This is a genomic window from Blastococcus sp. SYSU D00669 (assembly GCF_054050715.1).
Genome location: NZ_JBJGZV010000005.1, coordinates 81567 through 94433 on the forward strand (window position 1 = coordinate 81567; position 12867 = coordinate 94433).

The following is a 12867-nucleotide window of genomic DNA, read 5'->3' on the forward strand; positions in this document are numbered from 1 at the left end:
ACAGGAGACGTGATGTTCGAGGCACTCGGGCGAGTGATGTACCGGTGGCGGCGGTGGGTCGTGGCGGTCGCGCTGGCCCTCGTCGCGTTCGCCGGGGTGTGGGGCACCGGCGTCTTCGGCTCCCTGACCGGCGCCGGCTTCGAGGACCCCGACAGCGAGAGCTCCCGTGCCGCCGAGGTGGCCGCCGCCGAGCTCGGCCGGGACGCCGCCGACGTCGTCGTCCTGTACTCCAGCGACGACCTGACCGTCGACGACCCGGCCTTCCGCGACGCGGTGACCTCGACGCTGGCCGCGCTGCCCGCCGCCGAGGTCGAGCGGGTCACCACCTGGTTCGACACCCAGGCGCCGCCCCTGGTCAGCGACGACCGGCACGCCACCTACGCCGTCCTCACGCTGACCGACGACGCCGACGTGGCCGAGGTGCGCGACGAGCTCGACGCCCCCGGCCTGACCACCCGGGTGGGCGGGAACGCGGTGGTGCAGGAGGACATCAACGAGCGGGTCAGCGCCGACATCGCGCGGGCCGAGTCGATCTCGATGCCGGTCCTGCTGGTGCTGCTCGTCGTCATCTTCGGCAGCCTCGCCGCGGCCAGCCTGCCGCTGGCCATCGGCGGCGCGGCGATCCTCGGCTCGTTCGCGGCGCTGCGCGCCTTCACGAGCTTCACCGACGTCTCGGTTTTCGCGGTCAACGTCGTCACGATCATGGGGCTGGGCCTGGCCATCGACTACGGCCTGTTCATGGTCAGCCGGTTCCGCGAGGAGATCCGCCGCCAGCCGACCACCGAGGAGGCGCTGGCGCGCACGATGGCCACCGCCGGGCGCACGGTCGCGGTCTCGGCGCTCACCGTCGCCATCTCGCTGGCCGGGCTGCTGATCTTCCCGCAGGTGTTCCTGCGCTCGATGGGCTTCGGTGGCATGAGCGCGGTGCTCATCGCGATGCTGGCGGCCCTGACCCTGCTGCCGGCGCTGCTCGGCATGCTCGGCCCGAAGGTCGACGCGCTCTCGGTGCGCCGGCTGTTCCGCCGCGGCCGTCCCGCGCCGGTGGTCGCCGAGGAGCACGGCGCCTGGTACCGGATCGCCCGCGCGGTGATGCGCCGGCCGCTGGCCATCACCGTCGCCGTCACCGCGGTGCTGGTCGGGCTCGCCCTGCCGTTCCTGAACGTCCAGTTCGGCGGCATCGACGAGCGCGTCCTGCCGGCCGGCACGGAGAGCCGCGTGGTCGCCGAGTCGATCGAGCGCGACTTCCCCCAGGCCGCCGACGGCCCGATCGAGATCGTCGTCGGCCTGCCCGAGGCCGTCGACTCGCCCGCCGGCGGGCAGGCGCTGCAGGCCTACGTCGACGACGTCGCCGCCGTCCCGGGGGTGGACGGCGCCACCGTGACCGCCGCCGCAGGCGACACCGCGCGCGTCGCGGTCGCCTACGTCGGCGACCCCGTGGACGCCGACGCGCGGGCGCTGGTCGGCGAGATCCGCGACGTGCCGGCACCGGAGGGCGGGACGGCGCTGGTCGGCGGGGAGAGCGCGGTGCTCACCGACCTGCTCGACAGCCTCGGCTCGCTGCTGCCGTGGATGGCGCTGCTGGTCGTGGCCACCACGTTCGTGCTGCTCTTCCTGGCCTTCGGCTCGGTCGTGCTGCCGCTCAAGGCCGTGGTCATGAACGTGCTGTCCTTGGGCGCCTCCTTCGGCGCGCTGGTCTGGATCTTCCAGGACGGCCACCTGTCCGGGCTGCTCGACTTCGAGCCCACCGGGTTCCTCGAGGCGACCCAGCCGATCCTCGTGCTGGCGATCGTCTTCGGGCTCTCGATGGACTACGAGGTGTTCCTGATGTCGCGGATCCGCGAGCAGTACGACCTGACCGGCGACAACACCAAGGCGGTCGCCACCGGGCTGCAGCGGACCGGCGGCATCATCACCAGCGCGGCGCTGCTGCTGATCGTCGTGATCGCGGCGTTCTCCCTGTCGGGGATCACCTTCATCAAGATGATCGGGGTCGCGATGCTCATCGCGATCGTGGTGGACGCGACGATCGTCCGGACGCTGCTGGTGCCGGCGACGATGCGGTTGCTCGGCGACGCCAACTGGTGGGCCCCCGGCCCGCTGCGCCGGCTCTACTCCCGCTACGGCATCCGGGAGTCCGACGAGCCGGCGCCGCGGCCCGAGCGCGAGGAGCCGGCGCTGGTCTGACCGCCTACCGGAGCCGCTCGAGCGCGGGTTCTGCGCTCGAGCGGCTCCGCTGCAGCCGCAGCAGGGCGGTCGGCGGGAGCCGGCGGCCGCAGCCGACGCAGAAGCGGCTGCGCGCGTCGACGGCGGGCTGTACGTGGGCGTTGCAGTGCGAGCACGACATGCGGGCCTCCTCGGTCCGTGTCCCCCGTCGCGGGGTCCCGGGACCCTGTCAGACCGGCCGCCGCGGCACCGGCAGGCGCCCCGGAGCATCTTCCGGGGAGTTACGGGAGCGTGACCCGGGTCACCTGGTGCGACCCTCGGAGCATGACCGGGCACCGGCGCCTGGCGACGGCGAGCGCCGCCGCGCTGCTCGCGCTGTGCGGCTGCACGGTCGGCGACCCGCCGGTGGCCGCCCCGTCGCCGGCGGCACCGGTCACGACCCGCCCGGCGCAGCCCCCGGCCGAGGGCGGCCCCCGGCTCGTCGTCCGCGCCGCCGTCGACCTCTCCCCCGGCACCGGCGGGCCGTCGGCGCTGGCCGCCACGGGCGCCGTGGCCACCGCCGACGGCGGAGCGCACGTCGTCCTCGCCCCGGCCGGCGGGGAGGGCCCGCTCGCCCTGGTCACCGTCGACGGCGCCGGCGCAGTGGTCCGGTCGGTGCCGGTGCCGCCGCTGGCGCAGGTGTTCGGGGTGCACCTGCTGGCCGGCGGCGAGGTGCTGGTCAGCGGGCAGTTCCCGCGGCCCGGCCGGGAGTACGGGTTCGTCGCCGTCGACCCGGTCAGCGGGGCGGCGCGGACCGTCGTGGCCGTCCCGTACGAGGACGGGACCGTGTTCTCCTTCGGCCGCTCGGCGCTGTCCGCGGACGGGTCCACGCTGTTCCTGTTCGTCGCCCTCGCCGTCGAGGCCCGCACCCTCGACCTGCTGGTCGCGGTCGACCCCCGCAGCGGCGCGTTCCTCGGTGGCCGCGACCTGTTCGAGGAGGTCCGGGAGATCTCCGGGTTCCCGGTCGCCACCCACTCCGGCGGGCTGCTGCCGCGCCCGGACGGCGGCGTGACCCTGGTGTTCGACGCCTGGGTGCCCACCGCGGTGCCCGACGGGCCGGTGCCCGGCCTGCTCCCCTACGACGCCGCACTCGAGCCGCTCGGTGATCCTCGCCGGCTCGACGTCGGCGCCGAGGGCGGCGACGTGCAGGCGGCGGCCGCCGGTCCCGACGGGACGCTGTACCTGACCGTGCAGCCGCGCAGCGGCAACCTGCTCGTCGCCGTCCGGGGCTCGAGCACCCAGGTCGTGGGGATCGGCGGGCACGCGTTCGACGACTCGCTGGCCGTCGACCCGGCCGGCCGGCTGGCGGTGCTGCCCGGGCCGGCGGGTGCCCGCGGCATCGACCTGGCCACCGGCGCGGCCGGGGTGCTCGACGTGGGGTGCACCGCCGTGGAGCCGGTCGCCCGCGTGGTGCCCGGCGCGGGCCCGACGCTGGCGCTGCTGCTCGGCCGCTGCGCCGCGGGCCGCCCCACGCTCTGGCTGGTCGGGACCTGAGCCGTGTTCACCCGGCGGTGCTAGACCTTGTGCGTGACCGCACGACGGGGTGCTCTGGTCGCGCTCGCCGGCGTCGTCCTGGCCGCGCTGACCGGCTGCCCCGCGCCCGTCGAGCGCGCGGCCCCCGAGCCCGTGCCGACGGCCGGCGGCCCCTCGCCGCGCCCGGCGCTGGAGACCGAGGCCACCACCGACCTGCCCGCCTACGGCGGCCCGCCGGCCGGGGTGGCGAGCGCCGGCCCGCTCACCACGCTGCGGGCGGCGGTCGACCTCACCCCCGCCACCGCCACCGTCTTCGCCGAGCCCGGGGACGCGGCCGCTACGGCCGACGGGCGGGTCCTGGTGCTGCTGCGGCCGGCCGACCTGTCGGGCCCGCGGCTGGCCACGGTCGCGCCGGTGCGCGGGGGCTGGGCGGTCACCGGAGCGGTCCGGCTGGCGCAGTTCACCCGGGTCACCGAGCTGCACGTGCTGCCCGACGGCCGTGCCGCGGTGGTGGGCGAGGTGGCGCCGGTCGCCGACGGCCGCGGCGGGTACGGGGTGGCCGTGGTGGACCCCGCGACCGGGCAGGGCCGGTCGACCGTCGTCGTCCCGGCCGACGACGACGTCCCGTCCTTCGCCCGCTCGGCGCTGTCGGCCGACGGCGGCACGCTGTTCGTCTACACCACCCCGTCGGGCCGCGAGGGCTTCCCCGACCAGCTGGTCGCGGTCGACCTCGCCTCCGGCGAGGTGTCCGCCCGGCACGCGCTGACCGACGAGGTGGCGCAGGTGTCGGTCGCCCCCGCCGCGTTCGAGGTCGCCGGCCTGGTCGCGCGCCCGGGCGGCGGGGTCACGCTGGTGTTCGACGCCTCGCCGGACGCGAGCCGGCTCGAGCGCATCCCCACCCTGCTGCCCTTCGACGCCGGCCTGGCGCCGGACGGTCCGCCGGTGCGCCTGACGCACCTCGACGAGGGGGCCGAGACGCAGGCGGTGACCGCCGCCGCCGACGGCACGGTGTTCGTGGTGGTGGAGGTCCGCGACGACGTCTGGGTGCTGGCCGTGCCCGACGGCGGCGGCGCCGGACCGGTGCTCGCCGTGCTGCCCGACCGCACCCACGACTACGCGCTGGTCGTCGAGCCGGCGCAGGAGTGGGCGCTGCTGCCCGCGCTCGAGGGCGCCCGGGCCGTCGACCTGCGCACCGGCGAGGTGCGCGAGCCGCTCGACGTCGGCTGCGCCGCCGGTGTGCACGTGCGCGACCTGGTGGCGACCCCGACGGGCGCGGCGCTGATCGGTGAGTGCGGGCCCCCCGGCCAGCGGACGGCGATGCTCTGGCTGGCCGCGCCGTGACCCGGGCGTGGCAGCCGGGGACGGCGGCGGCCGCGCTGGTGACCGCGCTGGTGACCGCGCTGCTGGCCGGCTGCACCGTCGGCACCGAGCGGACGCCCGAGCCGACGCCGTCCCCGCTGACCTCGACGCAGGCGCTGCCGGCCCGGCCGACCGACGCCACGACCGACCTGCCCGGCTACGCCGGCCCACCGACCGACGCGCCGCCGAGTGCCGGGCCGCTGACCACGGTGCGCGCCGCGGTCGACCTCTCCCCCGCCGCGCCGGGGCCGTTCTGGAAGGCCGAGGCCGCGGTCGCCCGCGCCGACGGCGGCGCGTACGTCGTGCTCACCGAGGAGTCGGAGGAGGAGCAGCGGCTGGTGACGGCCGCGCCGTCCGGGGAGGGGCTCGCCGTCGGTCCCGCCGTCCCGTTCCCGCGGGTCGCCAACGTCGTCGCGCTGCACGTGCTGCCGGACGGCGCCGTGGCGGTGGCGGGGCGGCTGCCGTCGTCCGACGTCGGCTACCAGGTGGTCGACCCGGCGACGGGGGCGGTGCGCACCTGGCCGCTGCTGGTCGGGGCCGGCCTGGAGGCCGACGCCCGCTCGGTCCTGTCGCCCGACGGGCGGGTGCTGCACCTGGTCGTCACGGCGGGGGACGACGCCGGCACCCGCGAGACGCTGTTCGCCGTCGACGCCGCGAGCGGCCGGGTGCTCGCCGAGCGCGACGTCACCGGCGACGTCGGGGCGGTGTCGGCGTTCGGCGTCGGCCGGCAGCTGGCGGCGCTGGTCGCCCGGCCGGGCGGTGGCGCGACGCTGGTCTTCGACGCCTCGCCGACCGACGTCCCGGAGCGGCGCATCCCGACCCTGCTGGCCTACGACGCCGGCCTCGTGCCGGCCGGGGATCCGGTGCGGGTGACCAGCCTGGCCGAGGGCGCCGAGACGCAGGCGGTGGCGGCGACGCCCGACGGGACGGTGTTCCTCACCGTCGACGTGCAGGACGGCGCCTGGGTGCTGGCGGTGCCGGACGGCGGCGGCGCCGGGCCGGTGCTGGTGCAGCTGCCCGACCGCGTCTTCGACTACACGATGACGGTCGAGGCGGCGCAGGTGTGGGCGCTGCTGCCGGACCCGGTCGGCGCCCGCGCGGTCGACCTGCGCACCGGTGAGGAGCAGGGCCCGCTGGACGTCGGCTGCGCCGGCGGGCCGGACGTGCGGGCGATCGTGCCGGCGGTGCAGGGGGCGCTGCTGGTCGGGCAGTGCAACCTGCGCAGCGCCTGGGTGCAGATGCTCTGGCTGGCCACCCCCTGACCCGCTTTCCGCGCCGAAAGCGGTTCCGCTTCCGGCGCGGAAAGCGGTCTACCGGACGGTGTCGAGGAGGCGGTCGAGGAACGGCAGCTGCCCCTTCACCAGCTTCTCCCGGGCGACGTCGACGCTCACCCACGCGGCCCGGTCGATCTCGGGGAACTGCTGCACGCGGCCCGAGCGCGGCGGCCACTCGACGGTGAACGTGTTGCTCACGCAGGCGCTCGCGTCGAGGTCGCCCTCGGCCGCCCAGACGGTGAGCGTCTTGCCGCTCGCCCTGACCTCGCCGAGCGGCGCGAAGTCGGTCGCGGGCACCGGCGAGCCGAGCTCCTCCTCGAACTCCCGCTGCGCGACGGCGAACGGGTCCTCGCCGTCGCCGTACTCGCCCTTCGGGATCGACCAGCCGCCGGCGTCCTTCTTCGCCCAGAACGGGCCGCCCATGTGCCCGATCAGCACCTCGACGCCGTCCCCGGCCCGCCGGTACAGCAGCACGCCCGCGCTCGTCCTCGGCACGGTCCCCACTGTGCCGACCGGCAGAGGACGCCGCTCAGGCGGGGTCCCGCCACATGGGGAACACCGGTGGGGCGGGGGCGGGCAACGGCAGCGGCTCCTGCTCGACGAACCCGAGGCGGGCGTACAGGCCGCGGCTGCGCTCGCAGGTGGCCTCCAGGTACGCCGGCACGCCCGTGCGGTCGCACTCCTCCAGGACCGGCCGCAGCAGCGCGGTCCCCAGCCCCTCCCCCTGGCGCTCCGGGACGACGCCGACGTAGAGCAGGTACCAGTGGTCGGGGAGCTCTCGGTGGTGCGTGTCCATGACGGTGCGGATCCCCACGCCCAGCGGCGCCTGGCGGGCGAAGGCGGCCACCGCGCCCGGTCCCTGCGCGATGTCCTCCCACCGCGTGCTCGCCCATCGGCCGGGCGGGAACCACACCGCGCCGGCGGCGTGGTCGGCGGTGATCCAGGTGCCGCCGCGGCGCTCGCTGCGGGCGGCCTCGAGCCGGAACAGCAGCCGCATCCTGGCGTCCCGGGCCCGGCCACCCGGGGGGAACGCGGCGGTGAAGACGGGGTCGTCGGAGAAGGCCGCCGCGAGCAGCCGGGCGAGCGCGCGGCGGTCGGCCCGGGTGGCGCGTCGGACCGCCGAGCGGGTGTCCTCGGTCATGGCGGGCAGGCTGCTCGCCGGGGGCCGCCGGCACCAGGTGCGGAGGTCCCGCGCCTCAGAAGTGCGTGAGCGCCTCCGCCAGCGCGATGACGTCGGCGTACTTGGCGTCGACGTCGGCGAGGTTGTTCTCGTGCAGCGCCGGCGACCGGTCGGCGCACGCCTCGCGCACCACCAGCGGCCGGAAGCCGGAGTTCAGCGCGTCCATCGCGGTGGCCCGCACGCAGCCCGACGTCGAGACGCCGGCCAGCACCAGCGTGTCGACGCCGAGGGTGCGCAGCGTCGAGGCCAGGGGGGTGCCGAAGAAGGCCGAGGCGTACTGCTTGACCACCACCGGCTCCCACGGCTCGGGCTTCAGCGTCAGCTCGCCCCAGCCGCCGGGTGCCCCCTCGGCGAAGCAGGCCAGCGCCGGCACCTTCTGCACGAACAGCCCACCGTCGGCCAGCCCGGTGGCGTAGCGGACGGCCGACCAGAGCACCGGGTGCCCGCCGGTCCGGGCGGCGTCGACCAGCGCCGACGCCGCGGCCACCGCGGGCGCCGGGTCGGGCAGCTCGAACGGCCCGCCCGGCTCGGTGTAGGCGCGGCACAGGTCGATGACCAGCACCGCCGGCCGCGCCCCCCAGCCGACCCGGCCGGAGAACGCGGCGCCGTGCGGACCGAGCGTCATGCGCCCACCTTCCCGTGATCATGGCGCCGGGACCACTCCGGAGCGCCGGGACGTGGTCGCGGCGCCATGATCACGGCGAGCACGGCCTCAGACCCACACCGGGCGCTTCGGCGCGGGCAGCCCGGTCTCCTCCTCGCAGCGGGCCAGCAGCTCGTCGATCGGCGGCCCCATGTCGAACACCGGCAGGTCGGCCGGCCGGTCGGCGCGCAGCTGCTCGCGCAGCGCCGTCGTCGCCCCGTCGTCCACCGTGCCGTCGGCGGTGACGACGACGCCGTACCGGCGGGCGCCCTCGGCGGTGACCAGCCCGCGGCGCACCTCCTGCGCCACCAGCGCGGGGTCGCGCGCCAGCGGGTCGCCCCACCCGCCGCCGCCCCAGGTGACGAAGTGCAGGACGTCGCCCGGGAAGACCCGCACGCCGTGGATCTTGCTCGGCAGCACCTCGCGGGTGCCGTCGGCGCGGTCGATCCACTTGGTGCCGCGGGCGCCGGGGTGCCCGCCGTTGACGCCCCACGGGTAGGTCAGCCAGCGGTCGTCGTGGATGGCGATCTCGCCGGGCTCCTCGAAGACGTAGGCGACGTCGACGCCGTTGCCGCCGCGGTGCAGACCGGGGCCGCCGGTGTCGGCGACGGTCTCCCACTTCTCGATGCGGAGCGGGTAGTAGGACTCGAGGTACTCGCAGGGGATGTTCACGAACGACGGCCACAGCGAGTGGCCGTCGGGGCCGTCGCCGAGCGGCCGGCCGGGGATGCCGCCGAAGCCGATCGAGTACAGCTGGAACCACTCCCCCTTCCGCTCGCCCTGCGAGTAGTGACCGGAGTACATGAAGTGCGGCGAGGAGGAGAACCCGGCGGCGTTGAGCAGCGCCGGGTTGGTCTGCCCGAGCAGCCCGCCGAAGAGGTCGAACACCCGCCCGATGCCGTGGTTGCGGCCGTTGAGCGCGGCCGGGAACTTCGGCTTCCAGTACGAGCCGTCGGGGATCGTGACGTCGACCAGCGGGTAGAAGCCGTCGTTCCAGAGGATCTGCGGATCGGCCACGGTGATCATGTAGATCCCGAAGAACATCCGCGTCAGGTTCTCGTTGATGTAGTAGTTGATCGGGCCGGCGGCCTGCGGCGAGGACCCGGTGAAGTCCAGGTGCACCTTGTCGCCGGTGCGGGTCAGCGACAGCTTGAGCTCGTACGGGCCGTTGCCCACGCCGTCGTCGCAGATGTAGTCGGTGAACGAGAGGGTGCGGCCCTCCTCGAACACCATCTGCAGCAGCACCTTCATCGCGTCGTAGTTGCGCTGCAGCAGCGCGTCGAGCGCCGAGAGGTAGGTGGCCGTGCCGAACCGCTCGCACATCTCGACCACCCGCCGCGAGGCGGTCCGGCAGGCGGCGACCAGGCCGTTGAGGTCGGCGCGGTTCCAGTCGGGCTTGCGGACCTGGTTGAGGATGATCCGCAGCGCGTCGTCGTTGAGCTGCCCCTTGCGGTAGAGCTTGAAGGGCGGGATGACCACGCCCTCCTCGTAGATCGTCTGCGCGTCGGTGGGCATGGACGACGGCGTCTTGCCGCCGACGTCGCTCATGTGCCCGAACATCGACGCCCAGCCGACCACCCGGCCCTCGTGGAAGATCGGCAGCACCAGCAGCCAGTCGTTGGCGTGGCTGATCGCCGCGCCGCACGAGTACGGGTCCGACGTCAGCAGGACGTCGCCCTCCTCGATGGTGTCGTCGAAGCCCTCGAGGAAGTCGGGGATGGACAGCCCGAACTGGCCGACCACCATCTTCCCGCTGGGGTCGCCGATCAGCGGGAACTCGTCGTGCTGCTCGCGGATGCCGGGCGAGAGCGCGGTGCGGAACAGCACCTCGTCCATCTCGTAGCGGGCGTTGCGCAGCCCGTTCTCGATGAGGTCGAGGGTGACCGGATCGACGCCGACCTTCGCCACGTCGCCGGTCGCGGTCTCGATGATGCGGGCCATGCCTCACGCCTCCGGGTTGATGAGGAGCGAGCCCGAGGCGTGCACGGTGGCCGCGTGCCCGGGCAGGACGAGGGTGGTCGAGTCCATCTCGGTGACGATCGCCGGGCCGCGGACGACGTCGCCGGCCCGCAGCTTCGCCCGGTCGTAGACGTCGGCGGAGACCTGCTCGCCGCCGACGTGGACGGGGTGGCTGGTCACCAGCGCGGCCGACGGGTCGCCGTCGCCCTGCTCGAGGTGGACGGGCGCGACGTCGGGCCGAGGGCCGGTGATGGTCGCGCGGGCGTTGACCAGCTCGTGGTCGACCTCGAGCAGGAAGCCGAACAGCCGGTCGTGCTCGGCGTCGAAGGTGCTCGCCAGCCGTTCCATGGCGGCGTCGGGTTCGTCGAGCCACGCCGGGTCGACGTCGACCGGGATCTCGAAGCCCTGCCCGTGGTAGCGGACGTCGACGGAGTACCGGACCGTCTGCTCGGCCGGGTCCAGGCCCTGCTGCGTCAGCCGCTGCCCGGCGTCGTCGGCGAGCTCGCGCAGGACCTGCGCGAACTCCGCGCCCGACAGCTCGGCGAAGCGGCGCAGCACGGTGCGCGCCGTCTCGTCGCGCAGGCTGGTGGTGGCGTCGCCGAGGGCGCACAGCACGCCCGGGGACGGCGGCACGATCACCGGCCAGGCGCCGGTGAGCCGGCCCAGCGCGTTGGCGTGCAGCGGCCCGGCGCCGCCGAAGGCGACGAGCGCGAAGTCGCGCGGGTCGAAGCCCTGCTGGACCGAGACCAGGCGCAGCCCGCCGAGCATGTTCTCGTTGACGATGTCGACGATCCCGGCGGCCGCGGCCTCCGGTGACTCCAGCCCCATCGCCTCGGCGATCTTGCCCACCGCGGCCCGGGCCGCCTCGACGTCCAGGGTGATCTCGCCACCGGCCAGGGACGACGGCAGGTAGCCGAGGACGACGTCGGCGTCGGTGACCGTCGGCTCGACCCCGCCCTTGCCGTAGGCCGCCGGGCCGGGGTCGGCGCCGGCCGACTGGGGGCCGACCCGCAGTGCCTTGGTCAGCTCGGGTACGTGCGCGATCGACCCGCCGCCGGCGCCGACCGTGCGGACGTCGACGCTGGAGGCCCGCACCGTCAGGTCGCCGACCTTGGTCTCGCGGCCGATGCGGGGCTTGAGGCCCTGCACCAGCGCGACGTCGGTCGAGGTGCCGCCCATGTCGAAGGTGATCAGGTCGGAGTAGCCGCACTGCTCGGCCACCCAGACCGCGCCGGTGACCCCGCCGGCCGGGCCGGACAGCAGCATCGTCACCGGGGCGGCGACGGCCGCGCCGGCCGACTGCAGCCCGCCGTCGCTGCGCAGGATCGCCAGCTCGCCGCCGACGCCGCCCTCGGTGAGCCGGTCGGAGAGGTTCTGCACGTACTTCTTCACCTGCGGCTGGACGTAGCCGTTGGCGACGGTGGTGAGGGTGCGCTCGTACTCGCGCAGCTCGGGGAGCACGTCGGAGGACAGCGACACCGGGACGCCGGGGAGCAGCTCCGCGGCGAGCTCGGCGATCCGCCGCTCGTGCGCCGGGTCGGCGAAGGAGTTGATCAGGCTGACCGCGAGCGCCTGGACGCCCCGCCCCTGCAGCGCGGTCAGCCGGGCGCGGACGTCGTCCTCGTCGAGCGGTCGGACGACGCTGCCGTCGCTGGCGATGCGCTCGTCGACCTCCACGGTGTTCTCCAGGTCGGCCAGCGGCTCGGGCTTGGGCCAGATGATCCAGCCGGCCAGCCCGCCGGGGACGAACGAGCGGGCGATCTGCAGCACCTGCCGGAAGCCCTTGGTCGTCACCAGGCCGACGGTGGCGCCCTTGCCCTCGAGGATCGCGTTGGTGGCGACCGTGGTGCCGTGCAGCACCTGGCCGACCTCGGAGAGCTCGATCCCGGCCTCGGCGCAGACCTTGCCGATGCCGGTCAGGACGCCGACGGCCTGGTCGGCCGGGGTCGAGGCGGTCTTCGCCCGCCAGGTGGCGCCGCTGCCCTCCTCGACCAGCAGCACGTCGGTGAAGGTGCCGCCGACGTCGACACCGAGCCGGTAGCTCATGAGGCCTCCTCTTCTCGGGCTTGCTCACGGGCCGCGCGGACCATGACGGCCCGGGCGTTGGAGATGTGCGCGGTCATGACCGCCCGGGCCCACTCGGCGTCCTCGGCGCGGACCGCGGCCACGATCTCGGCGTGGTGGGCGAGGCTGCGGCGCAGCGACGCCTCGTCGTAGGTGTGGAAGTTGCGCAGCACGATCGGCGGGTGGATGGCCGCGGCCAGCGCGGTGGCCAGCGCCGGGTGGTCGGCGAGCGCGACCAGGCGGTCGTGGAAGGCCCGGTTGAGCGGGACGAGGGCGTCGAGGTCCTGCCCGGGGCCGGGGAGACCGACGACGAGCATCCGCTGCGCCAGCTCGTCGAGGTCGTCGACGTCCTGCGGGGTGGCCCGGGCGACGGCGAAGCCGGTGAGCCGCGGCTCCAGCGAGGCGCGCAGGTCGAACACGCCCTCGAGCTCGGCGACGGTCCAGGTGGCCACGCGGGCGCCGCGGTTGGGGGCGAGGTCGACCAGGCCCTCGGCGGCGAGGCGGGTGAGCGCCTCGCGGACGGGGGTGCGGCTGACGCCGAGGCGCTCGGCGAGCTCGACCTCGCCGAGCCGCGTGCCGGGGCGCAGGTCGCCGTCCAGGATGAGCTCGCGCAGCGTCGCGAGCGTCCGCTCGGCAGACGTCAACGACCGTGTCACCCGTCACACCTCTCGGCAGATTGTGTGCAAACCTAGGGCTGACAGGTCACGGGAAGC

At 75.3% G+C, this 12867-nt stretch carries 11 protein-coding genes; 4 read left to right on the forward strand and 7 right to left on the reverse strand.

The genetic code is table 11. The annotated features are described in order from the left end of the window. The first annotated feature begins 12 nt into the window (after positions 1 to 12). On the forward strand, positions 13 to 2184 hold the full coding sequence (locus ACI8AF_RS05855; RefSeq protein ID WP_456538738.1) for an MMPL family transporter: 2172 nt from the start codon (positions 13 to 15) through the stop codon (positions 2182 to 2184). 4 nt (positions 2185 to 2188) lie between these two features. Here the strand turns inward: ACI8AF_RS05855 and ACI8AF_RS05860 are convergent, their stop codons facing one another. Beyond that, positions 2189 to 2344, reverse strand: coding sequence for a hypothetical protein (locus ACI8AF_RS05860; RefSeq protein WP_456538739.1), 156 nt, complete (start codon positions 2342 to 2344; stop codon positions 2189 to 2191). Between the two features lie 143 nt (positions 2345 to 2487). On the opposite strand from ACI8AF_RS05860, the gene ACI8AF_RS05865 reads away from it, so the two are divergent. From ACI8AF_RS05865 to ACI8AF_RS05875, 3 genes are read left to right on the forward strand one after another with little or no spacing between them, the layout of a single operon-like run. Beyond that, positions 2488 to 3696 (forward strand): hypothetical protein, encoded by a 1209-nt coding sequence (locus tag ACI8AF_RS05865; protein ID WP_456538740.1) that lies wholly within the window; start codon positions 2488 to 2490, stop codon positions 3694 to 3696. Between the two features lie 33 nt (positions 3697 to 3729). Then, positions 3730 to 5016 carry a hypothetical protein gene (locus tag ACI8AF_RS05870; RefSeq protein ID WP_456538741.1) on the forward strand — a complete coding sequence of 429 codons (1287 nt, stop codon included), beginning with the start codon at positions 3730 to 3732 and terminating at the stop codon, positions 5014 to 5016. After that, complete coding sequence (locus tag ACI8AF_RS05875) at positions 5013 to 6296, forward strand: hypothetical protein (protein ID WP_456538742.1); 1284 nt, start codon at positions 5013 to 5015, stop codon at positions 6294 to 6296. The genes ACI8AF_RS05870 and ACI8AF_RS05875 overlap by 4 nt, the downstream gene beginning before the upstream one ends. 48 nt (positions 6297 to 6344) lie before the next feature. On the opposite strand, the gene ACI8AF_RS05880 is transcribed toward ACI8AF_RS05875, so the two are convergent. The 6 genes from ACI8AF_RS05880 to ACI8AF_RS05905 form a co-directional block, all read right to left on the reverse strand. Further along, positions 6345 to 6803: an NUDIX domain-containing protein gene (locus tag ACI8AF_RS05880; protein WP_456538743.1), complete on the reverse strand. Its 459-nt coding sequence runs from the start codon at positions 6801 to 6803 to the stop codon at positions 6345 to 6347. Between the two features lie 34 nt (positions 6804 to 6837). Beyond that, positions 6838 to 7449: a GNAT family N-acetyltransferase gene (locus ACI8AF_RS05885; RefSeq protein ID WP_456538744.1), complete on the reverse strand. Its 612-nt coding sequence runs from the start codon at positions 7447 to 7449 to the stop codon at positions 6838 to 6840. Between the two features lie 55 nt (positions 7450 to 7504). Further along, positions 7505 to 8113 carry an isochorismatase family protein gene (locus ACI8AF_RS05890; RefSeq protein ID WP_456538745.1) on the reverse strand — a complete coding sequence of 203 codons (609 nt, stop codon included), beginning with the start codon at positions 8111 to 8113 and terminating at the stop codon, positions 7505 to 7507. Between the two features lie 87 nt (positions 8114 to 8200). Then, positions 8201 to 10072, reverse strand: coding sequence for a hydantoinase B/oxoprolinase family protein (locus tag ACI8AF_RS05895; protein ID WP_456538746.1), 1872 nt, complete (start codon positions 10070 to 10072; stop codon positions 8201 to 8203). 3 nt (positions 10073 to 10075) lie between these two features. Continuing rightward, positions 10076 to 12136 (reverse strand): hydantoinase/oxoprolinase family protein, encoded by a 2061-nt coding sequence (locus tag ACI8AF_RS05900; RefSeq protein ID WP_456538747.1) that lies wholly within the window; start codon positions 12134 to 12136, stop codon positions 10076 to 10078. Next, entirely contained in the window at positions 12133 to 12810 is a 678-nt protein-coding gene (locus tag ACI8AF_RS05905; protein WP_456538748.1) for a GntR family transcriptional regulator, read from the reverse strand. The genes ACI8AF_RS05900 and ACI8AF_RS05905 overlap by 4 nt, the downstream gene beginning before the upstream one ends. Between the last annotated feature and the right edge of the window lie 57 nt (positions 12811 to 12867).